The following is a 24,250-nucleotide window of genomic DNA, read 5'->3' as shown; positions in this document are numbered from 1 at the left end:
AACCTTTCGTTTACTGATAAGTGAAAGTATTTGCTTTCAATTGAAAGTGGCACTTTCGAATCAAGATAGGCATGAACATTGGCTTTGAATGATGAGAGAATGAAAGAGTGGTTGAAATGCACTCAATTGAATGGGTTTCGGATTGTGAGATGACCTAGATCACAAAATGACAAATGGAAGGTCGATAACAGCGGCATTCGTGGGGAATCCGGTTTATAAAAGTTCTGCTTGGTTGTGATTCGATCGGTAAATATTATGGTACGTAGTAGTTTACAAACGTATTCAAAGGTGTATGATGTGTTGAAACTCTGTTAGGTAGAGTTATTTAAAGTTTGTTAGTAAAGTAAGTCTTCAGAAAATTTCTTCATTGTAAACCTCTGTTTTTCCCTTCGCTTCATCGTAAAATTAAATAATTCCGCGCACAGTTTTTTATATGGCTATTTTTATATAGCTATAGTAGTTATCAATTAAATTCAAAAGGGGCATTACATGTCTAATAAATCTACAGGTACTGTAAAGTGGTTTAATGAAGAGAAAGGTTTCGGCTTCATTTCTCAAGATAACGGCGGTGCAGACGTATTTGTACACTTCCGTGCTATCGCTTCAGAAGGTTTCAAGACTCTTGCAGAAGGCCAAAAAGTGTCTTTTGAAATTGAGCAAGGTCCAAAAGGTCTACAGGCTGCTAACGTAGTTCCTGCATAACTTTTTGATTGACGCAGACTAGCATTGTCTAGTTTGCGTCTCTCTTATCGATAACCTAAGCCTTCTAATTTCAAACCTTTCTGTTTACCCATTTTCATATTAGTTGTCTTGTCACACTTCATTAGTGGCTTGCGGCTACGCATCTGAAATATACAGCTTCGTTTATACCGTTACTTGTCATCAGCCGTGCTTATCGTCGTTTCGATACAGTGCCGACTGTGCGTTGTCTTTTGGTATAACTATTTAAAAAATATAAGGAAAACATATGTCTAGATCATCTGGTCGTCATCGCTTTTGGTTCCATAAAGCGAAAACAAAGAGTCATTCTTTTAACAAAACACAGGGTCATAAATGAGAATAGAGTTTAATATTTTTGCCAGTAACCAAAACTGGTCTGCAACATCGCACCAAATTAATAGTGATATTTTGATTCGAAACGTACTTGCGAAAGGGCAAGTGTCAGATATAAATCTCAGCTTCACATACGATGAAGTCGAACAGCAAGGCAAAATCATCAACAATCACAATCAGGTGATTGGTGGTTTTCAGGTGACCTTCTAAACGAAATTAATTTGCCATCTTCGGTCGCTTCAAACGAGGAAGTGATGAGCAAGGCGATGGTCAAATATCAACGATCCTAACATCCACACCAAGCTCACGTAGTGCGGTGGCGTATTCATCAGGAATACCGCTGTCAGTGATCAGCATATTGAGTTGCTCTGGTCGAGCAATCAAACAGAAGCTTTGGCGCTCGAACTTTGATGAGTCAGTCACTGCAATAACCGTCTGTGCGGCATCGAGCATTTTACGGTTAATATCGGCTTCACCTCTATGAGGAGTCGTAACGCCAGCGCTTCTATCAAACCCATCAACACCCAAAAAAAGTGTGTTAAAACGAAAGCCCGTCAAAAACTCCTCTCCCCCTGTACCATGTAACGAGTAAGAATTCTTGCGCATAGAACCACCGGTAACCATCACCGACACGTTGGTCTGATTGGCAAGGTGATAAGCGATATTGATGCCGTTAGTCATCACCACTAGGTCTTGTTTATCGTCAAGATGATAAGCAATCTGCTCGGTTGTTGAACCAGAGTCGAGAATGATTTTGTCGCCATTTTTAATTAACGAGGCGGCGTATTCGCCTAACTTTGCTTTAATACTGCTATTGATGAGTTTTTTGTCATTCAATGGTTGGTCAAAGGCAAACTGATTATTGAGTAAAGCCCCGCCATAACAACGTGTGACGCAGCCTTTCTTCTCAAGCTGATTGAGATCATTACGCACTGTCACTTCTGATACGTTGTAACGCTCAGCGAAATAGTTCACTTCACCTTTCTGGTGAGTTTGTATGTATTGAAGTATCTCTTCACGTCGTTCGGCGGTGGTGGTCATGGGTTATTCGTTATCGATAATTAATGGCAATATATGGAACGAAAAGCATATCAAGCTTTTAGGCTAAGGCAATAATAAACACCATATTTACTGCGACTTAGCGGTCATTTTTGTACAGTGGGTAGGAAACGAGCGCGAACAGTATGCCATTAATGACACCAAGAAAGTGAGCTTCAACTGCCACTCGTGCATTAATTATTTCAGCGGTTGAGATGGGTGAGCCAACCGTCAGTTCCCAAATGATTTTGGTAACGACGCCTGCCACCAAAATCCAACTACTCATTCGGCCTTGTAATGCCTCTCTTAGTGCATAATATGCGAATAGACCGTGTAAAGTTCCCGACAGCCCCACATAGCTTTTTATTGGGGTATAAAGAATCCCAATACCCACTCCAATACTAATTATGACCAGTAGTGCGGCATAAGAGCGTACACTAGGGCGAAAAACAAACGCAATCACCCACAGTACTGCAAGGTTCATTGTGAGATGAGCAAAGTTGGTATGAGCAAAGTTTCCTGATAGGATGCGCATCCATTGCCCTTGCTCAATATAGTCAGCTCGCCACTCCGCTAAGGCGGTAAGGTTAAGAGACTGGAGCGTGGTACACAGTAAACTCACCGCTAATAACAGAAAGATTAACCCTACATCATGTCTCGATATTGTTCTCAATGTGGAAAGTCACTCAAAGCGTGTATTTGTCAATGGATACAAAGCCTAACATCGAATGTTGAGTTAATCATCCTTCAACATCCATCTGAATCAAAGCGTCCTATGGGAACCGCTCGCATTTTGACGCTGTCGCTCACCAACAGCCACCATTTTGTGGGTGAAAATTTTAGCGACCATGCTGAGTTAAACGCGCTGCTCCAACAATCCAATGTTGCTCATTTTGTTCTATATCCGGGCGAGTCGGCTGAGGAAGTCTCTACGCAACTGACTCAGAATCACGACAAGATTCGCGTCATTCTGCTTGATGGAACGTGGAAGAAAGCCTACAAGATGTGGCAGCTATCGAGCAACTTGCAAACCTTGCCTTTGCTGCGTTTACCGACTGTACTTAAAGGCAATTATCGGATCCGTAAAGCTCCGAGTGACAATGCACTTTCAACAGTCGAAGCGGGTTACCATATTCTTAGTTTGTTAGAACCTAAAAACGATTTTACGCCTTTGATGGTGGCGTTTGATAACATGATTCAGTTTCAGATTGAGCAGATGCCTCAAGGGGTGTTTGAGAAAAATTACCGTCACTAGGCTGGTCGTAGTTTTGCGAGATAGGTTGATTGAGACTTGTAAGCAGTGGATACGCTGTCTATAATCCAGCGCAATCGTTTACAGTAGCACCCATTTGGGGTGACCAGCTGTTAGGCGGTGCTTCGTATAATCCCGCTGATATGGAGTGGGAGTCTCTACCTGGAGCCTTAAATTCCAGATTACGAAGAGTAAAGTGCATAGCGCTTTTCTCTTTGTATGTTTCAAAATTCTGCTGAGAAAAGTGCTTGTTATAGACCCATCGTCATATTGAATGGAGAGACAAGCGTGAACCAAACTGATTTTATCCAACAACTGCCCAAAGTGGAGTTACACCTGCACATTGAAGGCTCTTTAGAGCCAGAGATGATGTTTGAGCTTGCCCAACGTAACCAAATTAAATTGCCGTTTTCCACACCGGAAGCAATCAAAGCTGCCTACCAATTTTCCAATTTACAATCGTTTCTTGATATCTACTATCAAGGTGCCAACGTATTACAGCATGAGCAAGACTTTTATGATTTGACCTGGGCTTACATGCTGCGTTGTCACCAAGACAATGTCATCCATACAGAAATTTTCTTTGACCCACAAACTCATACTGAACGTGGAATTGCTTTTGCTACTGTCATTGATGGCATCCATCGTGCGCTAGAAGATGCCCAACAAAAGCTGGGTATTAGTAGCCGAATCATCATGTGTTTCTTACGTCATTTAGATGAAGAGAGTGCGTTTGAAACCTTGCAACAGTCGTTGCCTCACAAAGATAAGATTGTTGGCGTGGGGCTCGACTCTTCAGAGCTTGGACACCCACCAGAGAAATTCACTCGCGTGTTTCGCCAAGCACGTGAAGAAGGCTTTTTAACCGTTGCTCATGCCGGAGAAGAAGGTCCCGTCAGCAACATTTATAACAGCGTGGAGCTGCTTAAAGTGTCACGTATTGATCATGGCGTGCGCTGCTCTGATGATGAAAAATTGGTCGCAGAGTTAGTGCAAAGTCAGATGCCACTAACGGTTTGCCCACTTTCAAATACCAAGCTAAAAGTGTTTGAAAAAATGGAACAACACAATATTGTTGAACTGTTAAGAGAAGGGGTTCAAGTGACGATCAACTCTGATGATCCGGCTTACTTTGGCGGATATATGACAGACAACTTCCTCGCAGTCGCCCAAAGCCACACGTTAACGGAAGATGAATTGGCACAGTTTACCCGTAATGCGATTAATGCCACCTTCATTAGCCAAGCAGAAAAGCAAGCGTTGATGAATAAGCTAGACAGTTTTGTCGCTGGTCGTTAAAGACAAGTTAGAGCCAACATTGCGCTGAGGTTTCTCAATTGCAATGTTGGCGAAATATGATCAATGGGAGGAGAACAGTTGTTGATGGAGTCTTTTCGCATGCCCATCGGTCATTGAAGAGATGTAATCTGCAATGATGCGCATTTCTTGTGTTTCACACTCCGTTGATTGCCAAGTATGGCGAATTTCAAGTGGCAACAGACGTTCTGGATCGGCGCTTAAAGCCTCGAAAATATCCATAATGATTTGCTGACCTTTGTACTCCATGACTTGAACATGTGGTGCTTGAATCACGAACTGGCTGACAAAGCGTTTTAAGATCTCAAGGGCGCTTGCCATGCTCGGTTCCAAAACAGCATTGAATGCCAATAGGTGTGAGACAAACGGTGCATCAACAGGGCGAATTGAGATGCTGGTCAATAGCGCATTTACGATGCCACCAATGGCATCTTTACGCTGGTGGTGCGTACCTGCAAACAGCATGTCACTGACGGATGCGATATGTTTTTCAAACCACGGATCGCCACATTCAGCCAATTGGCTGGCGGCTGATTCTAGCCATTGATGGCGAGTCACCATACCTAAAACAATCGCATCTTCTAAATCGTGCACGCCATAGGCAATATCATCAGCCAATTCCATGATAGAGCAATCAAGGGATTTAAAACGTGTTTTCTGATGTTGCCGAGCATCTAAAGATTCGCTGCGCATTTGCGAGAACAGCATTTTCTCTTCGCTAGAGAGTGGTTCCAACACCCAATCAAAGAGAGGCTTGTCACAATCATAGATGCCTTTGGCAGGAGACCAATCTTTTGCACGTAACTGACGTTGATGTGTGACTGGCTTTGGCTTTTGCTGTGCGTGTGTGGCGCTGAGCAAGGCTGGGTATTTCATTAACCCAATCAAAGTACGTCTGACAAGGTTCATACCAAAATGCTCAGTGTAAGGCTCAAGCTTAGTCACTATGCGAAATGTTTGTGCGTTGCCTTCAAAGCCACCATGTTCTCGCATCATGTAATTGAGCGCCACTTCGCCGCCATGACCATAAGGAGGATGACCAATGTCGTGCGCCAAACACAGTGAGTCAATTAGGCTATCTGACGGTAGTAAATCATGAAACTCAGGCTGTTTCTTTTTGATTTGAGCAACGATGCCTGTGCCTAGCTGGGCTGCCTCAAGAGAATGGGTTAATCGGGTGCGATGGAAGTCATCAATACTGTTGCCATGGATTTGTGTTTTGGCTTGCAGTCGTCGAAATGCGGCCGAGTGAAGGATACGTGCTCGATCGCGTTGAAATGGGCTTCGATGATCATCCCGGCGAATTTTATGCTCGTCATCATGACGCTGCTTCCATAAGGGACTGATTTTAAACGTCATAGCTGCTCTCCCTTGTTTTTTCCTAACCTACACCCATACGCAGGTTAGTTCAAGTGAGAGCGTATGATTCTCAAACTTTGAGAGCAGTTAGTCTTTCATCAATAGAATCAAGACAGCCGCTAGCCCGAGAAAACCTGTCATCACCAGAAATACATCATTATAAGCCATGATTGCCGCATCTCGCTGCATGGTCGCGAGTAGACTGGCTTGTGCTTGATGCATTGCGGTAGCGGCATCACTGCCAGTTTGGATGAAAAAGGCTTGTTGTTGATGCAGCGTTTGCCAACCTAGCTGGCTTACCGAGGTGACCGATTCTTTAATGTGACCGAGGTGCTCGCGGGTTTTGTTGTCGAGTAAGGTCGCGATAATCGCGATACTAAAAGCTCCCCCTAAATTACGCATTACATTGGTAAGAGTTGAGGCATCTGGCGTATCCATTTTGTGGATGTTTTTCATCGCTACCAGAGAAAGAGGTACCATGATGAACGGGCTACCAATAGCACGTAAAACCATAGATAGAATCAGTTGTTGACCGCCAAAATCTACGGTCATATGGGTATTGACGTAACAGCTGATACCAAACATAACGAAGCCAAATGTCACCAAATACTTAGGCTTTATGATCTGAGTAAGCTTAGGTACCAGCGGAAAAATCAATAGCTGAGGAAGCCCCATCCACATTAACACTTCACCAATTTCCATTGCATTGTAATGCTGAATTTGGGTTAAGTAGAGTGGCAATACATAGATCGACCCAAGTAGCGCCATCCCCAAAATCAGGTAAGCAATACAGGCCATGGCAAACTGAGTGTTGCCGAGTAACCGTAAGTTCACCAACGGTTTTTTATGTTGGATCTCATTGATGATGAAATAGACCAAACTGACTGCTGAAATAACACTTAAAGCAATGATAAAACCTGAGCTAAACCACTCTTCACGGTTTCCTTCTTCGAGCACGACTTCTAAACACCCAAGCCCTAACGCCATGGTCGCAATACCAAACCAGTCCGCCTTCTTGAGCAGGTTGAGATCCGGCTTTTCATCATCTAATCCATAGCGGATCATCGAGATCATCAATAATGCTGGTGGGATATTTATGTAGAAGATGTAGTGCCAAGAGAGGTTTTCAGTTAACCAGCCGCCAAATGTTGGACCGATGGAAGGTGCGAAGGTGGCGGTAATGCCAAATAGCGCCATACCAACCGCACGTTTATTGACGGGCAGTAGTTGCACGACCAAAGAGAAGGCTAACGGGATTAATGCACCGCCGCTAAAACCTTGCATAGCACGGAATACAATCATCGAGGTCATGTTCCAAGAAAAAGAACACAATAACGACGACAACGTAAAGAGCACGGTAGTCCATGTAATATAACGACGCTTACCCAGCGACTTAGATAGCCAGCCACTGAGTGGAATCGCGATCATTTCAGCGACAAGGTATGAGGTTGAAATCCAAGAGCTCTCATCTAAGGTGGCAGAAAGCGCACCTTGAATGTCTTTTAATGATGAGTTGGTGATCTGAATATCTAAGATCGCCATGAAGGCACCAATCAGTCCACCAATTAGCGCGATCCAGTTGCGCATTGGTACTTCTGAGTTGGGTACTTTCAAATTGGGTACGTTCGCAGCAGAGCGTGTTAACTCCGCGGACGGCATACTGTTTGTGTTGGTTGAACTGGATGAATGGCTCATGGCTTAGCCTCGAGTGTCAATCGTTGCCACAACAGATAAGCCTGGCAATAGACGACCCGCGAGGGCATTTTGCGCTGGTAAGATAATTTTAACCGGTACTCGTTGAACGATTTTAGTGAAGTTACCCGTGGCGTTTTCTGGTGGCAGCAGCGCGAATTTTGCTCCAGTCGCTGGCGAGAAGCTATCGACTGTCCCTTCTAGTGGTTGGTCTGGAAAAGCATCAAGCTCAACTTGTACTTTCTGACCTTTGTGAATTCCACTGAGTTGTGTCTCTTTGAAGTTGGCTTCAATCCAAATTTCATTGTTTGGTACTAGGCTCATCAGCGGTGCGCCCGCCTGTACTAGCAGACCTTGTCGTACACTGCGTTTACCAATAATACCGTCGGCAGGTGCGTAAATTTTTGTGTAGTCAATATTAAGTTGAGCTTGTTCAAGCTGTGCTTGTGCTTCGGTCACGGAGGCCTGGGCTTGCTTGATCTGGCTTGCGATAACCACTAACTGGTCATTACTGGCGACTAAATTCGCTTTCGCTTCTTCAAGTTCCGCTAGCGTCACTTTTTGCTGTGCTAGCATGCTATCGACTTCGTCTTGCGAAGCGTAGTTGCGTTTAAGAAGGCTACGTGAACGAGCGACTTGCTGAATGGCACGATCGTACTCGGCTCGAGCAGAATCAACACGGCTTTGCGCTTGATTGATTTGGCTGCGTTGTAGGTGCTGCTGAGCGATTAGGTTGTCTACGCTGGCTTTGGCAACGTTAAGGTGTGCTTGTTCTTGATCTAGTGCGACTTGATAATCACGGTCATCTATCTCGACCAGCAAGTCGCCTTTTTTTACTGATTGATTATCGGATACATGAGATTTGATGATATAGCCTGAAACTTTAGGGCTGATATTGGTGATATCACCTTGCAGATACGCGTTATCCGTTGACTCAAAATACTGACCATAACCAAACCAGTAACCAGCACCTAATACACCAAGCGATAGCATAATTGCAGTGGCAATAAGTGGTGCTTTTTTTCTTTTATTGTTTGCCTTTGAATGGTTAGGGGCGCTGTTTTCAGCCATATCGTTATCTCGTTTATTCTGCTTTTATGAAGAAGCGCAGTGTAATGATAACTACATTGGTTGATAAGATAGGAAAAAAAGGAAACACTGTTGCACAGATATTACTAATCAGCGTGGAGGAAGGTGCATGGATTTAAATGCGATTTCAGTTTTCGCTCAAGTTGTTGATTGCGGTAGCTTTACCCAAGCAGCTGAAAATCTCAATATGACGAAATCAACTGTCAGCCGAAAAGTGGCAGAGTTAGAACAGCATTTAGGTGTTAAGTTGATCACACGTTCTACCCGCAGTTTAGTATTGACGGCTGAAGGGGAGAAATTCCACCAATCGAGCATGCAAATGCTTGAGATACTTAATCAAGCAGAATTGGAAGTCTCAGCCAATCAAGATCTAGTGCGAGGTCCTCTAAAAGTGGTTCTGCCTGTTGAGCTTGGTCATCAGGTGCTTGGCAGCTATATTCACCAATTCATGCATCAGTATCCTCAGGTGACGATGAGTTTGGAGTTGAGTAACCGTGAAGTCGATATTATCGCCGAAGGAATCGACCTCTACGCGCAAATAGGGGAGTTGGCCGATTCAACGTTAGTTTCACGTCATTTGACCCGATCGCCTCGAGTGCTTGTGGCAAGCCCAGATTATTTACAGCAGTTTGGTGTTATCAATTCCCATCAAGATTTAACGTTTCCACATCAGCAGGTAGAGGTTGCTAATAAAGCAGCGCGCATTCCAAAATGGACGATTCAAGATGAAAATGGGGACTCTTACCCATTTGAGTTACCGAATAGGTTGCGAGTAAACACAATAACGGCGTGCTTAAAAGCGTGTATTGATGGCTTGGGGGTGGCAGTTTTACCTGAGTTTATCTGCCTTGAACATTTTGAAACGGGTAAGTTGGTACGTTTATTACCCAATTACAAGATGCCCGAAGTAGAAGTAAGCTTGGTCTACACTGATCGACAATTAATGCCAAAACGCAAAAAAGTACTGATTGATTACTTACTGCAATCGTTTCAAAGCCGGGTCTAAGTTCGCCGATTTATTGCGGTGTGCGCTTAACTGATCTCATCCAAAGAGAGTTCAAAACTTGGTGCAAAAGTGTTCAGAAAGTATTCCATTTCTGGCGTATGGCGTTCTTTCAGCGTTACATCAAGACGTTTTTTTGCCAATGCGTATTCGTGGTTGCCCGCACTCAACTCTTCTAAACATTTCAGGTAAGCGCAAATTGTGTCTGCTTGCTTAACAATTTCGGCATCTTCGGGGTGAGCGGATTCGGTGAGTAGGTAAGGGGCAAAGTCTTGTTGAAACTCTTCCGGTAGCATTGATAGCAATCGCTGCTCTGCTGCGGCTTCAATTTTTTTGTACTCTTTGGCGATTTCAGGGTTGTAGTATTTGACGGGAGTAGGAAGATCACCGGTAAGTACTTCGCTGGTGTCGTGGTACATTCCGAGGATCGCAATGCGCTCGGGGTTCAAGTTACCCGCAAATTTTTTGTTTTTGATCAGTGCCAATGCATGGGCAACAAAGGCAACTTGTAAGCTGTGCTCGGAAATGTTCTCGCTAGACACTGAACGCATTAACGGCCAACGCTGAATTAACTTCATTCGTGCTAGATGGGCGAAAAAATGACTTTCTTTCATAGTACTTCCTTGACTACTAACTGAGAATTACGAAACACATCGTAATAAAAAGGCACTCATAGAGTGCCTTTAAGAATATGTAATTTCCCGCGAAATAGCTACTGACGGTAAGTTGATAGGAAGCGCTCGAAGCGACCGATAGCCGTTTCTAAATCTTCAACATGAGGCAGCGTTACAATACGGAAGTGGTCTGGTTTTGGCCAGTTAAAGCCAGAGCCTTGCACCAAGAGTACTTTTTCTTGAACTAAGAAATCGAAGACCATTTTTTGGTCATCATGGATTTTGTATTTCTTGGTATCAATCTTAGGGAATAGGTACATCGCGCCTTTTGGTTTCACACAAGAAACGCCCGGTACTTGGTTGATTAGCTCCCATGCGCGGTCACGCTGCTCTAGCAGACGTCCACCCGGGAGAATGAGCTCGTTGATACTCTGGTATCCGCCCAGCGCCGTTTGAATAGCATGCTGCATTGGTACGTTGGCACACAAACGCATGGATGAGAGAATCTCCAGACCAGCAATATAACCCTGTGCGATTTGCTTTGGACCGGTTAGGAACATCCAACCACCGCGGAAACCACATACACGGTAAGCTTTTGACAAGCCATTAAAGGTTACAACTAATACATCTTCAGTCAGTGTTGCTACTGAGGTGTGCGTTGCTCCGTCGTAAAGGACTTTGTCGTAGATTTCGTCGGCAAAAATAATCAGTTTGTGTTGGCGAGCGACTTCAATCACTTCTAGTAGGAAGTCACGGCTGTATACCGCACCAGTTGGGTTGTTCGGGTTGATCAGAACAATACCGCGAGTTTTAGGCGTGATCTTGCTCTTGATGTCGTCTAGGTCTGGATACCAATCTGACTCTTCATCACACATGTAGTGCACGGCTTTACCACCAGACAGCGCCACAGATGCCGTCCATAGTGGGTAGTCAGGTGATGGTACTAGCATCTCATCGCCATTGTTCAGTAGCGCTTGCATCGACATAACGATCAATTCAGAAGCGCCATTACCAATGTAGACATCTTCTACGTCAAGCGAACGGATACCTTTTTTCTGGTAATGCTGTACAACAGCTTTACGCGCAGAATAGATACCTTTTGAGTCACAGTAACCTTGTGAAGTTGGTAAATTTCGGATTACATCAACTAAAATTTCGTCTGGGGCGTCAAAACCAAATGGGGCAGGGTTACCAATATTGAGTTTTAGTATTTTATGCCCTTCTTCCTCCATGCGCTTAGCATGTTTGAGCACTGGTCCTCTAATGTCGTAGCAGACATTATCGAGTTTTGACGACATCCCGATATTTTGCATTGTGTAAAACCTAAATATAATTAAAATCTTTTATTAAAGTACACCAAAATAAGGTTTGGTAGAATTAAAATCTGTAAAAGTCGCTTTTTTTCATGTTGCTAGGTTTGTCTATTATCACAGGATTTTGTAAAAGATTGAGTACAGCCTTGATTTGGGCTCGCGGTAGAAATACATTACTCAATTCATCCGTTGTTTAGAAATCTCCAGTGAACGAGGTTTATTTGTCATATTTTCAGCAAGCCGTTACCGAACTGATTGAACGAGTAAAGGATGCAAAAGGCGAGGCGACTCGTCTAGTTCAAGTTCTGGAGTACAAGCCTGATTTTGCTTTCATTGATTGGTTGCAAGCTCAGCCGCTTTTCCCTAAGTTTTATTGGCAATCTCGCGATACGCGTGAAGAGGTTGTCGCGTTAGGGCAGTTACATACATTTACCGAACCAGCACCTGCTTATGCCTTTTTATCGGGTGAGCAGCGTATCTGGGGCGGACGTTCATTTGATGGTCAAAGTGCTAAAAATCCACATTGCCCTGCCTCTTTCTTCTTTTTGCCGCAAATTGAGCTTGTTCGTCACGATCAAACTTGGTCTCTGGTGGTGAATGTTGAAGGCTCGAAACAGCGTGTTATTCAAAGCCTACAGCAATTGCGGTTTGACGTTCCACGCCTTATGCCGCTTTCTGCACGCATTGAACACATAGACCATACCCCGACTCGACCACAGTGGAATGCTCTGGTAGAAAAAGTGCTTAACGGCATTGAGGCAAAGGAATATAAAAAAGTAGTTCTAGCACGTAAAACCACCCTGGAGCTTCATTCGCCAATTTGCGCCGCTCAACTTCTTAAATCGAGTTCTGAGCACAACCAACACAGTTTTCATTTTTTGTTGGCGCAAAATGAAGGTCACAGCTTTATCGGCTCAACGCCTGAGCGCTTGTATTGCCGACAAGGCAAAGACCTTTATACCGAAGCGTTGGCTGGCACCATTGGGCGCGGTGATAACGCAAGCCATGATATGGCTCTGGCAAATTGGCTAAGCCAAGACACTAAAAACCTCAATGAAAATCAGTATGTGGTTGATGATATTATTGATCGTCTAAGCCCGTATTCAGATTTAGTCGAAGTTGAGGCTGAAGCACGTTTAGTCCGTTTGCGCAAAGTTCAGCATTTAAAACGTTGTATTCACGCTCACTTGAATGAGGGTGTAAACGGCGTTCAGCTTTTATCTGCCTTGCAACCCACGGCTGCGGTGGCGGGTTTGCCTCGCAAAGAATCGATGGAATTTATTCAGCAGCATGAACCGTTTGAGCGCAGTTGGTACGCTGGCTCAATGGGTTTTATTAGCTTAAAACGTGCCGAGTTCTGTGTGGCGATCCGCAGTGCACAAATTGTTGATGATGAAATTCAACTTTACGCGGGGGCGGGGATTGTTCCAGGCTCAGTTGCTGAGCATGAATGGCAAGAGCTGGATAAGAAAATGTCGACCCTGCTCTCTTTGATTTCAGACCACCCACCACTAGGAGTGGCGTCGTAATGCATAATCAAGCTGTACTGAACCGTATTTGGTGCCAGACATTACTTGAAGAGTTGACTCGTTTTGGCGTTGAGCATGTTTGTATCGCGCCGGGCTCTCGCTCTACACCATTGACGCTCGAAGCCGATGCGAATCACAAACTGACTCTTCACACGCATTATGATGAACGTGGTTTGGGATTTTTAGCCTTAGGCATGGCGAAGGCAAGTGACAAGCCTGTTGCTATCATAGTCACCTCAGGGACCGCGGTTGCAAACTTATTGCCAGCGGTTGCCGAAGCCAAATTAACCGGTGAGAAGCTGGTGGTCTTAACGGCAGATCGCCCTGTGGAACTTGTCGGATGCGGTGCCAATCAAGCCATCGTGCAACAAGGTATTTACTCAAGCCATGTTTGTGCAGAACTGGCGTTACCGAGCCCGAGTGAGCAAGTTCCTTTGCGTTGGTTGCTGACCTCAATTGATGATGTGATGCATAAGCAGATTCGCGAGGGCAGTGCGGTGCACATTAACTGCGCATTCCCAGAACCTTTGTATTCAGACCAGCCTAAATCTATCTACCAAGCTTATTTTGATACGGTCTCAAAGTGGCAGACTGGCAATACTTGTTATAGCCAACAGTTGCAGCCTACTGCGCACAGCAGTTTTGATATCGGTGCGTGGCAAGATAGCAAAGGGCTAATTGTGGTTGGTAGCGTTACTCGCCATCAAGCGAAACTCGCCAAGCAATTAGCGGCACAGTTAGGTTGGCCAGTGCTGTGTGACCCGCAATCGGGTCAAGGCAGTGAATGGGCATATTATGACGCTTGGCTGCAAACGGAATCGGGTAATGCGCTAATCAAACAAACGCAACTGGTGTTGCAGATTGGCTCACGTATTGTTTCAAAGCGCTTTAATCAGTGGATGGCCAAAGCCGATGTTGAGTACCACTACGTTAGCAGTAGTTTGACGCGCAATAACCAAGATCATTTAATGCAAACTCATCATGTTGCGGAAATAACCGCATGGCTTGAGCATGCGTTATCGCAACAAAATAGATTGCAGCAAAGTGAGCAACAAGACGCCGATTGGGCAAGTTCGGCACGTACACTTAGCCAAGCGGTTCAACATGCGGTTGCAAGCCAAATCAGCCACGATACTCAATTGAGTGAAATGGCACTGGTAACGACGTTAGTTAATCTGCCTGAAAATACCAATGTGTTTTTGGGCAATAGTTTATTTGTTCGCATGGTGGATATGTTCGGACAGGTGAACCGAGAAGTCTATTCCAACCGCGGTGCTTCGGGCATTGATGGCTTAGTCGCTACCGCGGCGGGCACGGCGCGCGTGACCAATAAACCGAGTGTGCTATATATCGGTGACACTTCGTTGCTTTATGATCTCAATTCACTTGCTCTGTTTACTGGGCACTCAGTGCCTTGTGTCATCGTGGTTACCAATAACGATGGTGGGGCGATTTTTGATTTGCTGCCAGTCCCGGTTGAGCAAAAGCAAAGTTTGTATCAGATGCCGCATGGCTACGAGTTTGCCGCCGCCGCGCAGCAATTCAAATTAGAGTATTACTTAGCGGAGACGTTGCAAGGCTACCAGAGTAAACTGGAACAGCATCTGCGAAACGGAAAGGGCTGTTTGATGATTGAAGTACAAACACCTGCTGAGCAAGCCTCAACGCATATTAAAGCGGCAATTAAAAACCTCCATGCTAGCTTATAACTACTACCGCCCTGCCAACCTAAAGGAGGAAATGCCCACATTGGTGTTTCTCCATGGTTTGTTGGGCAGTGGTGAAGACTGGCAAGCTTGTATAAAGCATCTCGACTCTTTTCCTACCCTCACACTCGACTTGCCCGGCCATGGGCAGAGCCAAACAGTAAAATGTGATGGTTTTGAGTCTGTTTGCCAGCACATTATTGATACTCTTTATTCGGCTTTATCACCAAATCAACCTATTATTCTTGTCGGCTACTCTCTAGGTGGTCGAATTGCCATGTATGGCGTTGCCAAACTCCTTTTTGATCAGCTAAACCTAGTGAAGGTCATTATTGAAGGGGGAAACTTTGGTCTGCAAGATGAAGAGTCGCGAGTACAGCGTTGGCTAAGCGACAGCAAATGGGCGGAGCGCTTTAATAGTGAGCCTATTGAGCAGGTATTATCCGATTGGTATCAACAATCGGTATTTTCTTCATTAAACCATGAGCAAAGACAAACACTGATTGCCAAGCGCAGTGCTAATCTAGGCGCATCAATCGGACAGATGTTGCTGGCGACATCGCTAGCGAAGCAGCCGCCGTTATTGCCTGAATTGAGTCGCAGCGGTATCGATATACACTATATTTGTGGCGAGAGAGACAGCAAGTTTAGCCAACTGGCGAAACAAAGTGGTTTGTCTTTCTGCCAGGTTGCACAAGCGGGGCATAATGTTCATCACGAACACCCGAAGGCTTTTGCGGTCGAAATTATGAATCAAATCCAAACTCGTCTAGGCGAGTAATAAACAACAACAGGAATCACCATGGCTAAAACAGTAGGTATTTCAGAAGAAGAACTATACGCACCAGTAAACTGGAATGACTGCAGCGGTGAGTATGAAGATATTCAATACCACAAATCAGAAGACGGCATTGCAAAGATCACGATTGCGCGTCCTCAAGTGCACAATGCGTTTCGTCCACAAACCGTGAAAGAGATGATCAACGCTTTGGCTGATGCTCGCTACGATGAGAAAGTTGGCGTGATCATTTTGACTGGTCTTGGTGAGAAAGCATTCTGTTCTGGTGGTGACCAGAAGATTCGTGGTGATTACGGCGGTTATCAAGATGAAGGCGGTACTCACCACCTCAATGTTTTGGACTTCCAACGCCAAATCCGTACCTGTCCAAAACCTGTCATTGCTTCTGTTGCTGGTTGGGCTGTTGGTGGCGGTCATGTACTGCATATGATGTGTGATCTGACGATCGCGGCAGAAAACGCACAATTTGGTCAAACTGGTCCTAAAGTGGGTTCATTTGATGGCGGTTGGGGTGCGTCTTACATGGCTCGCATCGTTGGTCAGAAAAAAGCTCGCGAAATCTGGTTCCTTTGTCGCTTCTATAATGCTCAAGAAGCTTTGGATATGGGGCTTGTTAATACCGTTGTCGCTATCGAAGATCTTGAAAAAGAAACGGTACGCTGGTGTCGTGAGACGCTACAACATAGCCCAATGGCGCTGCGTTGCTTAAAAGCAGCACTGAATGCAGATTGTGATGGTCAAGCTGGTTTGCAAGAGCTGGCAGGTAACGCCACTATGATGTTCTACATGACTGAAGAGGGTCAGGAAGGACGCAATGCATTCAACGAGAAGCGTCGTCCGGACTTCGACAAGTTCCCTCGTAACCCATAATCTCGTTTTGTCTCTGTTGTCATTAGAGTGGCAGCCAGTCAAAGGTGCTCACCTTTTTGAAGGTGGCGCGCCTTTTTCTTACGCTTACTCAATGGCTTAAAAGCTAAGCTCGAATAACGCATAAAAACTACTTACGCTGGCTTAATTTTGATGACCTACGACAAAAGTTGCGACGTATAACAATAAAGAATAAGGGAAAGATTGGTATGAGATCTGCCAAACTGTATCGCTATGCCTTACCGATGGACAGTGGTGTGATTCTGCGTGATAACCGCTTGAAAGAACGTGAAGGGTTTATTATCGAACTTAACGACAATGGTCGTGTAGGTCGAGGAGAGATAGCACCACTGCCAGGCTTTAGTACAGAAACCATGGACGAAGCCTACACCCAACTGATCGAGCAGCTAACGAGTTGGAAACAAGGCAATATGCCGGATTACCAACTGCTTTCATCTTCGGTTGCTTTTGGGCTTTCGATGGCCCTACTTGAATTAGAGGGTGGTTTACCTGTTGAAGGCGTGTACCGCTCTGCACCTTTGTGCAGCGGTGACCCAGATGAATTACTTCCGAAATTGATGGCAATGGAAGGTAAGAAAGTCGCTAAGATCAAAGTAGGTCTATACGAACCGATCCGAGATGGCATGGTTGCCAACTTGTTCTTAGAATCAATTCCTGATCTTAACTTACGTTTGGATGCAAACCGAGCGTGGACCAAAGAGAAGGCGCTTAAATTTGCCAGCTATATTACCCCTTCTTTCCGCCAACGAATTGAATTCATCGAAGAGCCTTGCGAAACCCCGGGAGATAGTTTCTCTTTCGCTATCAGTACAGGTATTGCCATTGCTTGGGATGAGACGCTACAACATTCCGTACGTAAACCAGACTTTCAATTAGATGACTTTAATGGCGTCAAAACCATTATCATCAAGCCGACTTTGATTGGCTCAGTGCAACTCTGTATTGCCCTAATAACAAGGGCAAAAGAGCTGGGCATTAAGGCGGTGATCAGCTCAAGTATCGAGTCAAGTTTAGGCTTAACACAGTTAGCGCGTTTTGCGCACTGGCAATTGCCAGAAGAAGTTCCAGGGTTAGATACCATTGGCTTGTTCACCGAGCAGTTGGAAGTGCCATGGCCTGAATGTCAATTACCGCTGCGCAAGCTTGCTGATCAAGCGTTAATATGGCAAGCGTAATGTGTCAATCACCACTACAAAACTGGGCTCTTATGAGCCCAGATTGTTTAGCGCTGGTGACACCAAGCCGTCGCTATACTTGGTATGAGCTTTACCAAACAGTGCGAAGCTATGCTGATGCCTTATCTCAACAGGGTGTTCAAACCAACAGCGTAGTGACTTGTGTCGGCAAAAATAGTACAGAGATGTTACTGGTCTATTTAGCTTGTTTGGAACTAGGTGCGGTGTGTGCGGTGACTATGCCCCAGACCCGATCAGCTTTTCTCGATAAACTCATCACGTTATATCGCACCGATGAGCAGCAATACATCTGGTCACAACAATGCAGTGAAATAGCGACGACTCTACACATTGATAATGATGGTTCTGCCGAATCTCACCCATTTTATTCGCACTACAATATTGATGCATTGGCATCCATTATTTTTACCTCTGGCTCTATGGGCAAACCCAAAGCGGTAGTTCACACGCATGCCCAGCACTTCGCTTCTGCACAAGGCTTGCTTGAGGGCTTTCAGTATACGGCTGGTGATACCTGGTTACTGAGTTTACCTATGTACCATGTATCAGGGTTGGCGATTGTTTATCGCTGGTTGCAAGCCGGTGCCAGCTTAAAAATTGGCATGGGTGATTTGCTACAAGATATCAAAAATGTCACTCATGCTTCACTTGTTGCCACTCAATTAAGCCGTCTGTTACAAGCCAAGATCTCTTTGGATTTAACCCATGTATTGCTTGGCGGAAGCCATGTGCCATTAATTCTAAGCCAACAAGCTGCAGCCCAAGGCATAGAAACGTGGTTGGGCTATGGTATGACTGAAGCGGCTTCGACGGTTACCGCAAAACGTATTGATGCGACTTACAGCGCGGGTAAAGTGCTACCAAAGCGCAAAGTTGAACTGCGGCAAGGGCGTATTTTTATTGGCGGAGAGACGCTAGCAAGTGGTTACTATCAACAAGGTAAGGTTGTTCCTATCCTCGACCAGCATGGCTGGTTTGATAGTAAAGATCTCGGCGAATTAACCGCCAACGATGAGTTGGTGATAAAAGGACGCGCAGACAATCAATTCATCTCCGGAGGTGAGAATATTCACTGTGAGGAGATTGAAGTGGTACTCAATCAAATGCCTGGCATCACTCAATCTATTGTAGTCCCAATCGCAGAGGCAGAATTTGGTCAACGACCGGTTGCAGTGTTACAAGCGGTCACGCTTCCAGAGCGAGATAAAATTGAGCAACATCTAGGGCAAAAACTGGTGAAATTCAAATGGCCAGTTGCTTACTTTCTCATGCCTGAATCGTTATTGGAAAGTGGTATAAAAATCTCGCGTAAACAAGTAAAAGATTGGCTGGCTACGCAGCTAAAAGACGATGATTAACTTCTTTATTTATTGTGCCGGTATGCGCAAACGGTATTTAACTTAGTTAAATTAGCAATGTCATAGTACAAAACTGAATTTCTCAACCTTATAACGCTGATTCATAATAAAACTCGATGGATAGCGATAAGGATATAAAAATGAAGTTGATACTGACAATAGGAGCGGTGTTACTGATTGCCACGGCAACGCAAGTTGAAGGACTCTATCGATCGTTAGCCGAGCTATCCGCATTTCTCTTCGTGGCAGCCTTAGTTACTCACTACCGTAAAGAGAAACGCGAAAAGAGGTGCATTGAACCAGAAGAGCTTTAAGCATTTAATGGTTTACGCCAGTGTTAGCCAAGCTAATGAACTGGTGGAAATGAGTACCCACAAGGTCACCCCAAAGATCAACGGCTTTGCCCCCGCCGCTTTCAGTTTGGAAACTGAAATTCCACAGCCTATTAAAAATAAGCACACCACTAACGCTCGTTTTGATATGTCGAAAATGAGGGTATAGGCATCTTCAAATTGCGGCAATAAATCACTAAATGCGATGGCGGCACAATAGAACAAGATAAAGTACGGGATGGTGATCTTTTTCGAGTCATTGCGGAAGATAAATGCGCTCAAAAACGCCACGGGGATGATCCATAGTGCACGTGCTAACTTGAGTGTAGTTGCTGTGGTGAGCGCTTCCTCACCATAAGCGGAAGCCGCACCGACCACTGAAGACGTATCGTGAATGGCAATTGCCGCCCATGTACCAAATGTCTGTTGGTCTAAGTTTAATGCATGCCCAATGACTGGGAATACAAAGAGTGCAATTGAATTGAGCACAAACACGGTTGCCAGTGCTAAGCCGATATCTTCATCTTCGGCTTTGATCGCGGGAGAGACAGCGGCAATCGCACTGCCACCACAAATTGCAGTACCAGCGGCAATCAAATAGCCCAGTTTCTGCTCAAGTTTGAGTAACTTAGTAAGCCACCAGCCAATAACCAGCGTGCCAACAATGGAAGTGATGATTAAACCAATACCGTTGGACGTAACAGCAAGCGCCTGTTCAAAGTGAATACCAAAGCCAAGACCAACAATAGAGTATGCCAGTAGTTTCTTGGTGATTTTCGCTAAGTTGACCTGGCTAGGTACTAAGCCGAATGAGGCGAGAAAAAATCCAATTACTAAGGCGGTAGGGGAAGTCACAAAAGGCGTCAGACAGGCAAGCAGGGCTAAAATAAAAGGTACGGTTTGTTGATATGGTTTCATGGTTTACGTGCGCTTATGCGTCTAAAGGGGGAGGGAGCGCAATAAGGCTCACTTATAAAGAACGCCATATTACATTACCGAAGTCGATCAGTAAGTCTGAATGAATTGAACAGCTGTTCAAAAAAGATGAACAACTGTTCAATGACGTTTATTGATGAAACTAGATTAGCGCCAGTCGCCGCGTAACTCGCTGACTTTTTGGTGCATCGTTTGTGTCGTTGCTTGCTCGGGTGACACAGGCTCTCCTGCTTCAATCTCAACCTTAGACCAAAATCGAGTTGGTCGGCCCTTACAAGCTTGACCCTTGTAACGGCTAAAATAGCTGCCCCATAAACCTTTAAGTGCCATAGGGATCACCGGTACTGGGCTACGACGTAAAATAATGTCCATCCCACGCATAAACTCTTCGATTTCGCCACTACTGGTGAGATGTCCTTCCGGGAAGATACACACAATGTGACCATCATTTAAATCTTGCTCTACTTGATTAAATGCACGACGAATAGAGCCACGATTGGTGGAAGATATTGGGATAACGCCAGCACGTTTTAAGAAGCGACGGATTGGCGGTAAGTTGGCGTACTCTTCTTGCATCACAAAGCGAATCAAACGAGGGTAAGCGCCGCTAAGCAGCAGTGCATCCATATAACTCACATGGTTACACACAATCAGCGCGCCACCTTTTTCAGGCAGGTTATGCAAGTTCTTATGCGTAACACGATACATGGTGTGGGTGATAATCCACAGCAAAAAACGCACAACAAAAATAGGCACTTGGAAGAACAGATAGCCGGCAACGAGTAGATTGAGTGCAGCCAACAGCGAAAACAGTTGTGGTATCGATAGCTCAAGAACCGTCAGACTAACAATGCCCAAAATGGCACTGCCCACCATAAACAGTGAGTTATAGATATTAAGAGCCGCAATCACTTGAGCGCGTTCAGTCACTTTTGCTCTTTGCTGCATTAATGCATAGAGCGGCACGATGAAGATGCCCCCAGAAGCGCCTAGCAGCAATAAATAAGCAAATAATGCCCATAGAGGTTGGTAGCCAATAAACTGTGAAAAGCTGTCAAACTGAGGCAGGTTTTCAGGGATAGAACTCGCCATTAGCCAACCAAAAATCGTAATACCAAAACTGCCTAATGGTACGATGCCAACATCAATTCTATGATTTGATAGTTTGTCGCAGGCTAGTGAGCCGATCGCAATACCGACTGAAAAAAGCGCGAGCAAAAAAGAGACTGAGCTTTCGTTGCCATTTAGATAGATTTTGGTGAAGTTTGGAAATTGAGTTAAATAAGCCGCGCCAAGGAACCAAAACCAACTGATAGCCATAATAGATTGAAATACAACGCGATCGGACTTAGCTATCGCCAGTGTATTCTTAGTGTGCTTGATAGGTTGCCAACGAAAAGAGAGGTTTGGAGCTGCCGCAGGAGCCTCTGGAATGTGGCGGCTAGAGAGGTAACCAAACAGTGCAAATAGCACGACACAAGCGGCAGCAACGTAATTGGCATAAGCTGAAGACGCGATAATGCCTGCTCCAATAGTACCAATGAGAATGGCAAGAAATGTCCCTGTTTCAACTAGGGCATTACCAGAAACAAGTTCGTTGGGTTTTAACTGTTGAGGCAATAGTGCGTATTTGACCGGACCAAAAAAAGCAGATTGCGTCCCCATCAAAAATAGCAATACAAGCAAGATAAGATAGCTTTCAGTTATAAAACCGATTGCACCGAGCAACATGATGCCGATTTCAGCCAGTTTTACTTTACGAATAAAGCCGGCTTTTTCATATTTGTCCGCTAAGACCCCAGCAGATGCCGAAAACAGAAAGAAAGGCAGGATAAATAAACCTGCAGCCAGGTTGATAAATAGATTGCTTGAAACGGGTAGTGCGTTAACGCTGGCAAAAGCGACAAACAGCAATAAAACGTTTTTGAATATGTTGTCGTTGAATGCCCCAAAAAACTGTGTGACAAAATAAGGAAGAAAACGTCGTTGGCGTAAAAGTGACGTTTGGGTTTGATGGGGCATTGCAGATCCTTTTGCTTTACCAGTTCGTCAGATAGTTAGAAAGTAGGTTTTTAATCAGTTCATTACCGTCGATAGGCTCAGAAGCAAAGAATTTATCATCGACGCTGAGTAGTGTAATACCATGTACGCCAGACCATAAAACACGACTTGCTTGAATCACTTCCTTTTCACTACGATTTGGGGCAAGTTGTCGGAGTAGACCTTCCAACATGCCTGTCATATTATCGATGCGGTCATTTTGCCATTCTGGTAATGGATCGCCATTCATATTGTGCTCAAAGATTAGCTGCCAACGGTATGGATGACGTTGGGCAAAATCATGGTAGCAATAAGCGAGTTGATACAAAGCTTCATTTGGATCTTGGCTGCTTAATACCACTTTTTTTGCTTCACTCGATAGCTCATCAAGTGTTTGTGCGACAGCGTGAAGTAATAAAAGGTTATAGCTTCCGAAGACGTTAACTAGGGTGCTTGGTACATAACCAATCATTTGGGCAATCTTGCGCAGGCTTAATTCATGGTGTGAGCTTTCATTTAGAAATTGCTTCACCGCATTAAGCGTAAGGGCAATGAGTTGTTCGCGTGTGTGATCGTTTCTTCGAGCCATAGTGGTGTAGACAAAAATGAACAATGTTCGATATTCTAGGGGGGAGCTCATAGAGCGTCAACTAAACAGCATCGCAAATTTGCAATATTCTGATACATCATATCAGCTGCGGAATCTATCTTTATCGTCTCTATAAAGCTAAGATTAAGATCCTAACTAAAATTAATGCGAGTGAGTGACAAACTCAGCCTCGTACCCTAAAGGAAACACATGAAACGACTTTTTTCTCTTGTGGCGTTGTTGATGGTTTCAGTCGCCATTACGCCTATAGCTGAAGCTAAAAGGTTTGGTGGTGGTAAGTCTTTTGGTAAAAGCTTTAAGACCGCTCCGGCACCAAAGCAGCAGCAACAAAATACGAATAGCATCGGCAAAGATCAAACTACGAAAAAAGCCTCAAGCAAAAAAGGCTTGATGGGTGGTATTTTAGGCGGTTTGCTAGCGGGTGGTTTATTAGCAGCCTTCTTTGGCGGTGCTTTTGAGGGTATCCAATTTATGGATATTCTGATTATGGGCTTGATTGCGTTTGTTATCTTCAAACTGATGCGTGGAATGCTTGGTGCTAAGCAGGGTAGTATGAATCAGCAGCGTCAGCAGCACGCTTATGGCGGTTCTGCACCAAAGTTTGAGCAACCTAACGTCCATAACTTCGAGCAACCACAAAACGTAAACCAAGGCGGCTTTGGTGGTTTTGGCGCACAAACGGATGTACCACATAACTACCCACCGGGTTTTGACCAAGCGGCATTTGTAAACGGTGCGCGTGAACACTACCGCATTCTACAAGGTGCGTGGAATCACAACCAACTTGAGACTATTGAAGAGTACGTATCACCAAGTCTGTTTGCAGATTTGAAAGAAGAACGTGCGAAGTTGGAAGGCGATCAACATACTGATGTGATGTATGTGGATGCGGAAATTGTTCGAGCAGATCACGATGCAAGTAAAGCTCAACTTAGCTTGCAGTTTAGCGGTCGCTACCGTGACTCAGTTGAAGGTGTTGAAGAAGATATCGCTGATATCTGGCACTTAGAGCGCGATCTAACGGTTGCAAACGCACCGTGGCTAATCGTGGGTATCCAAGGATAATCCTTCGATTGACTCGTCACTGATATATTGAAAACGCCTAAGCGAATCGCTTGGGCGTTTT

23 protein-coding genes and 1 riboswitch are annotated in these 24,250 nt (G+C 44.8%); of the genes, 13 read left to right on the top strand and 10 right to left on the bottom strand.

All coding sequences use genetic code 11. The features are described 5' to 3' along the window. The first annotated feature begins 489 nt into the window (after positions 1-489). Both cspE and H2O73_RS05595 read left to right on the top strand, forming a co-directional pair. On the top strand, positions 490-702 hold the full coding sequence (gene cspE / locus H2O73_RS05600; RefSeq protein WP_182107463.1) for a transcription antiterminator/RNA stability regulator CspE: 213 nt from the start codon (positions 490-492) through the stop codon (positions 700-702). Between the two features lie 351 nt (positions 703-1,053). Then, a complete protein-coding gene (locus H2O73_RS05595; protein ID WP_182107461.1) occupies positions 1,054-1,263 on the top strand; it encodes a hypothetical protein in 210 nt (69 codons plus the stop codon). Positions 1,264-1,323: 60 nt separating this feature from the next. Here H2O73_RS05595 and agaR read toward each other — a convergent pair whose 3' ends face one another. Then, on the bottom strand, positions 1,324-2,094 hold the full coding sequence (agaR, locus tag H2O73_RS05590; RefSeq protein ID WP_182107459.1) for a transcriptional repressor AgaR: 771 nt from the start codon (positions 2,092-2,094) through the stop codon (positions 1,324-1,326). Between the two features lie 97 nt (positions 2,095-2,191). Beyond that, positions 2,192-2,764 carry a rhombosortase gene (gene rrtA / locus H2O73_RS05585; RefSeq protein ID WP_220457482.1) on the bottom strand — a complete coding sequence of 191 codons (573 nt, stop codon included), beginning with the start codon at positions 2,762-2,764 and terminating at the stop codon, positions 2,192-2,194. Between rrtA and H2O73_RS05580 the strand changes: the two genes are divergently transcribed. Then, complete coding sequence (locus H2O73_RS05580) at positions 2,744-3,346, top strand: tRNA-uridine aminocarboxypropyltransferase (protein ID WP_182107457.1); 603 nt, start codon at positions 2,744-2,746, stop codon at positions 3,344-3,346. The genes rrtA and H2O73_RS05580 overlap by 21 nt on opposite strands. A 102-nt stretch (positions 3,347-3,448) precedes the next feature. Beyond that, a riboswitch (purine riboswitch) is annotated at positions 3,449-3,548 on the top strand. A gap of 83 nt (positions 3,549-3,631) precedes the next feature. Further along, the gene (locus tag H2O73_RS05575; protein WP_368737150.1) at positions 3,632-4,642 is read left to right on the top strand and encodes an adenosine deaminase; all 1,011 of its coding nucleotides are present in this window, start codon (positions 3,632-3,634) and stop codon (positions 4,640-4,642) included. 60 nt (positions 4,643-4,702) lie between these two features. Here the strand turns inward: H2O73_RS05575 and H2O73_RS05570 are convergent, their stop codons facing one another. From H2O73_RS05570 to H2O73_RS05560, 3 genes are all read right to left on the bottom strand, one after another. Then, positions 4,703-6,019, bottom strand: a complete 1,317-nt coding sequence (locus H2O73_RS05570; protein ID WP_182107453.1) for an anti-phage deoxyguanosine triphosphatase — start codon at positions 6,017-6,019, stop codon at positions 4,703-4,705. 87 nt (positions 6,020-6,106) lie between these two features. Further along, positions 6,107-7,606, bottom strand: a complete 1,500-nt coding sequence (locus H2O73_RS05565; RefSeq protein ID WP_182107876.1) for a DHA2 family efflux MFS transporter permease subunit — start codon at positions 7,604-7,606, stop codon at positions 6,107-6,109. 111 nt (positions 7,607-7,717) lie between these two features. Continuing rightward, positions 7,718-8,782 (bottom strand): HlyD family secretion protein, encoded by a 1,065-nt coding sequence (locus H2O73_RS05560; protein WP_182107451.1) that lies wholly within the window; start codon positions 8,780-8,782, stop codon positions 7,718-7,720. A gap of 127 nt (positions 8,783-8,909) precedes the next feature. Here H2O73_RS05560 and H2O73_RS05555 point away from each other — a divergent pair, with 127 nt between their 5' ends. Continuing rightward, on the top strand, positions 8,910-9,806 hold the full coding sequence (locus H2O73_RS05555; RefSeq protein WP_182107449.1) for a LysR family transcriptional regulator: 897 nt from the start codon (positions 8,910-8,912) through the stop codon (positions 9,804-9,806). A 26-nt stretch (positions 9,807-9,832) separates the two neighbouring features. On the opposite strand, the gene yfbR is transcribed toward H2O73_RS05555, so the two are convergent. Both yfbR and H2O73_RS05545 read right to left on the bottom strand, forming a co-directional pair. Beyond that, positions 9,833-10,417 carry a 5'-deoxynucleotidase gene (gene yfbR, locus H2O73_RS05550; RefSeq protein WP_182107447.1) on the bottom strand — a complete coding sequence of 195 codons (585 nt, stop codon included), beginning with the start codon at positions 10,415-10,417 and terminating at the stop codon, positions 9,833-9,835. Between the two features lie 98 nt (positions 10,418-10,515). Continuing rightward, on the bottom strand, positions 10,516-11,730 hold the full coding sequence (locus H2O73_RS05545; RefSeq protein WP_182107445.1) for a pyridoxal phosphate-dependent aminotransferase: 1,215 nt from the start codon (positions 11,728-11,730) through the stop codon (positions 10,516-10,518). A 221-nt stretch (positions 11,731-11,951) separates the two neighbouring features. Between H2O73_RS05545 and H2O73_RS05540 the strand changes: the two genes are divergently transcribed. From H2O73_RS05540 to H2O73_RS05510, 7 genes are all read left to right on the top strand, one after another. Continuing rightward, a complete protein-coding gene (locus tag H2O73_RS05540; RefSeq protein ID WP_182107443.1) occupies positions 11,952-13,259 on the top strand; it encodes an isochorismate synthase in 1,308 nt (435 codons plus the stop codon). Then, positions 13,259-14,968 (top strand): 2-succinyl-5-enolpyruvyl-6-hydroxy-3-cyclohexene-1-carboxylic-acid synthase, encoded by a 1,710-nt coding sequence (gene menD / locus H2O73_RS05535; protein ID WP_182107441.1) that lies wholly within the window; start codon positions 13,259-13,261, stop codon positions 14,966-14,968. The genes H2O73_RS05540 and menD overlap by 1 nt, the downstream gene beginning before the upstream one ends. Further along, complete coding sequence (gene menH, locus H2O73_RS05530; protein ID WP_182107440.1) at positions 14,955-15,746, top strand: 2-succinyl-6-hydroxy-2,4-cyclohexadiene-1-carboxylate synthase; 792 nt, start codon at positions 14,955-14,957, stop codon at positions 15,744-15,746. Before menD ends, menH begins: the two co-directional genes overlap by 14 nt. 21 nt (positions 15,747-15,767) lie before the next feature. Next, positions 15,768-16,634 (top strand): 1,4-dihydroxy-2-naphthoyl-CoA synthase, encoded by an 867-nt coding sequence (gene menB / locus H2O73_RS05525; protein ID WP_182107438.1) that lies wholly within the window; start codon positions 15,768-15,770, stop codon positions 16,632-16,634. Between the two features lie 206 nt (positions 16,635-16,840). Next, the gene (gene menC / locus H2O73_RS05520) at positions 16,841-17,827 is read left to right on the top strand and encodes an o-succinylbenzoate synthase (protein WP_182107436.1); all 987 of its coding nucleotides are present in this window, start codon (positions 16,841-16,843) and stop codon (positions 17,825-17,827) included. Beyond that, complete coding sequence (menE, locus tag H2O73_RS05515) at positions 17,827-19,206, top strand: o-succinylbenzoate--CoA ligase (protein ID WP_182107434.1); 1,380 nt, start codon at positions 17,827-17,829, stop codon at positions 19,204-19,206. The genes menC and menE overlap by 1 nt, the downstream gene beginning before the upstream one ends. Before the next feature lie 140 nt (positions 19,207-19,346). Further along, on the top strand, positions 19,347-19,520 hold the full coding sequence (locus tag H2O73_RS05510) for a hypothetical protein (RefSeq protein ID WP_182107432.1): 174 nt from the start codon (positions 19,347-19,349) through the stop codon (positions 19,518-19,520). A 12-nt stretch (positions 19,521-19,532) separates the two neighbouring features. Here the strand turns inward: H2O73_RS05510 and H2O73_RS05505 are convergent, their stop codons facing one another. The 3 genes from H2O73_RS05505 to H2O73_RS05495 all read right to left on the bottom strand — a co-directional run bounded on the left by H2O73_RS05505 (position 19,533) and on the right by H2O73_RS05495 (position 23,103). Next, the gene (locus tag H2O73_RS05505) at positions 19,533-20,456 is read right to left on the bottom strand and encodes a YeiH family protein (protein ID WP_182107430.1); all 924 of its coding nucleotides are present in this window, start codon (positions 20,454-20,456) and stop codon (positions 19,533-19,535) included. Between the two features lie 165 nt (positions 20,457-20,621). Beyond that, entirely contained in the window at positions 20,622-22,496 is a 1,875-nt protein-coding gene (locus H2O73_RS05500; protein ID WP_182107428.1) for an MFS transporter, read from the bottom strand. A gap of 16 nt (positions 22,497-22,512) precedes the next feature. Next, entirely contained in the window at positions 22,513-23,103 is a 591-nt protein-coding gene (locus H2O73_RS05495; RefSeq protein ID WP_182107874.1) for a TetR/AcrR family transcriptional regulator, read from the bottom strand. 210 nt (positions 23,104-23,313) lie between these two features. Between H2O73_RS05495 and H2O73_RS05490 the strand changes: the two genes are divergently transcribed. Then, positions 23,314-24,189: a Tim44 domain-containing protein gene (locus tag H2O73_RS05490; RefSeq protein WP_182107426.1), complete on the top strand. Its 876-nt coding sequence runs from the start codon at positions 23,314-23,316 to the stop codon at positions 24,187-24,189. Positions 24,190-24,250: the final 61 nt, after the last annotated feature.

Source organism: Vibrio marinisediminis (genome assembly GCF_014050145.1).
GTDB classification, from domain to species: Bacteria; Pseudomonadota; Gammaproteobacteria; order Enterobacterales; family Vibrionaceae; genus Vibrio; species Vibrio marinisediminis.
Note: the sequence above shows the minus strand (reverse complement) of the source record. Positions and strands in the feature narration are given on the sequence as shown.

Bases quoted from the DNA above. Each gene is read 5' to 3' on its own strand.
- H2O73_RS05505 (WP_182107430.1), bottom strand. From the start codon at position 20,456: ATGAAACCATATCAACAAACCGTACCTTTTATTTTAGCCCTGCTTGCC.
- cspE (WP_182107463.1), top strand. From the start codon at position 490: ATGTCTAATAAATCTACAGGTACTGTAAAGTGGTTTAATGAAGAGAAA.
- menE (WP_182107434.1), top strand. From the start codon at position 17,827: ATGTGTCAATCACCACTACAAAACTGGGCTCTTATGAGCCCAGATTGT.
- menH (WP_182107440.1), top strand. From the start codon at position 14,955: ATGCTAGCTTATAACTACTACCGCCCTGCCAACCTAAAGGAGGAAATG.
- H2O73_RS05495 (WP_182107874.1), bottom strand. From the start codon at position 23,103: ATGGCTCGAAGAAACGATCACACACGCGAACAACTCATTGCCCTTACG.
- H2O73_RS05595 (WP_182107461.1), top strand. From the start codon at position 1,054: ATGAGAATAGAGTTTAATATTTTTGCCAGTAACCAAAACTGGTCTGCA.
- yfbR (WP_182107447.1), bottom strand. From the start codon at position 10,417: ATGAAAGAAAGTCATTTTTTCGCCCATCTAGCACGAATGAAGTTAATT.
- H2O73_RS05570 (WP_182107453.1), bottom strand. From the start codon at position 6,019: ATGACGTTTAAAATCAGTCCCTTATGGAAGCAGCGTCATGATGACGAG.
- H2O73_RS05500 (WP_182107428.1), bottom strand. From the start codon at position 22,496: ATGCCCCATCAAACCCAAACGTCACTTTTACGCCAACGACGTTTTCTT.
- H2O73_RS05545 (WP_182107445.1), bottom strand. From the start codon at position 11,730: ATGCAAAATATCGGGATGTCGTCAAAACTCGATAATGTCTGCTACGAC.
- menC (WP_182107436.1), top strand. From the start codon at position 16,841: ATGAGATCTGCCAAACTGTATCGCTATGCCTTACCGATGGACAGTGGT.
- menD (WP_182107441.1), top strand. From the start codon at position 13,259: ATGCATAATCAAGCTGTACTGAACCGTATTTGGTGCCAGACATTACTT.
- H2O73_RS05510 (WP_182107432.1), top strand. From the start codon at position 19,347: ATGAAGTTGATACTGACAATAGGAGCGGTGTTACTGATTGCCACGGCA.
- menB (WP_182107438.1), top strand. From the start codon at position 15,768: ATGGCTAAAACAGTAGGTATTTCAGAAGAAGAACTATACGCACCAGTA.
- H2O73_RS05580 (WP_182107457.1), top strand. From the start codon at position 2,744: ATGTCTCGATATTGTTCTCAATGTGGAAAGTCACTCAAAGCGTGTATT.
- H2O73_RS05565 (WP_182107876.1), bottom strand. From the start codon at position 7,606: ATGCGCAACTGGATCGCGCTAATTGGTGGACTGATTGGTGCCTTCATG.
- H2O73_RS05560 (WP_182107451.1), bottom strand. From the start codon at position 8,782: ATGGCTGAAAACAGCGCCCCTAACCATTCAAAGGCAAACAATAAAAGA.
- agaR (WP_182107459.1), bottom strand. From the start codon at position 2,094: ATGACCACCACCGCCGAACGACGTGAAGAGATACTTCAATACATACAA.
- H2O73_RS05555 (WP_182107449.1), top strand. From the start codon at position 8,910: ATGGATTTAAATGCGATTTCAGTTTTCGCTCAAGTTGTTGATTGCGGT.
- H2O73_RS05490 (WP_182107426.1), top strand. From the start codon at position 23,314: ATGAAACGACTTTTTTCTCTTGTGGCGTTGTTGATGGTTTCAGTCGCC.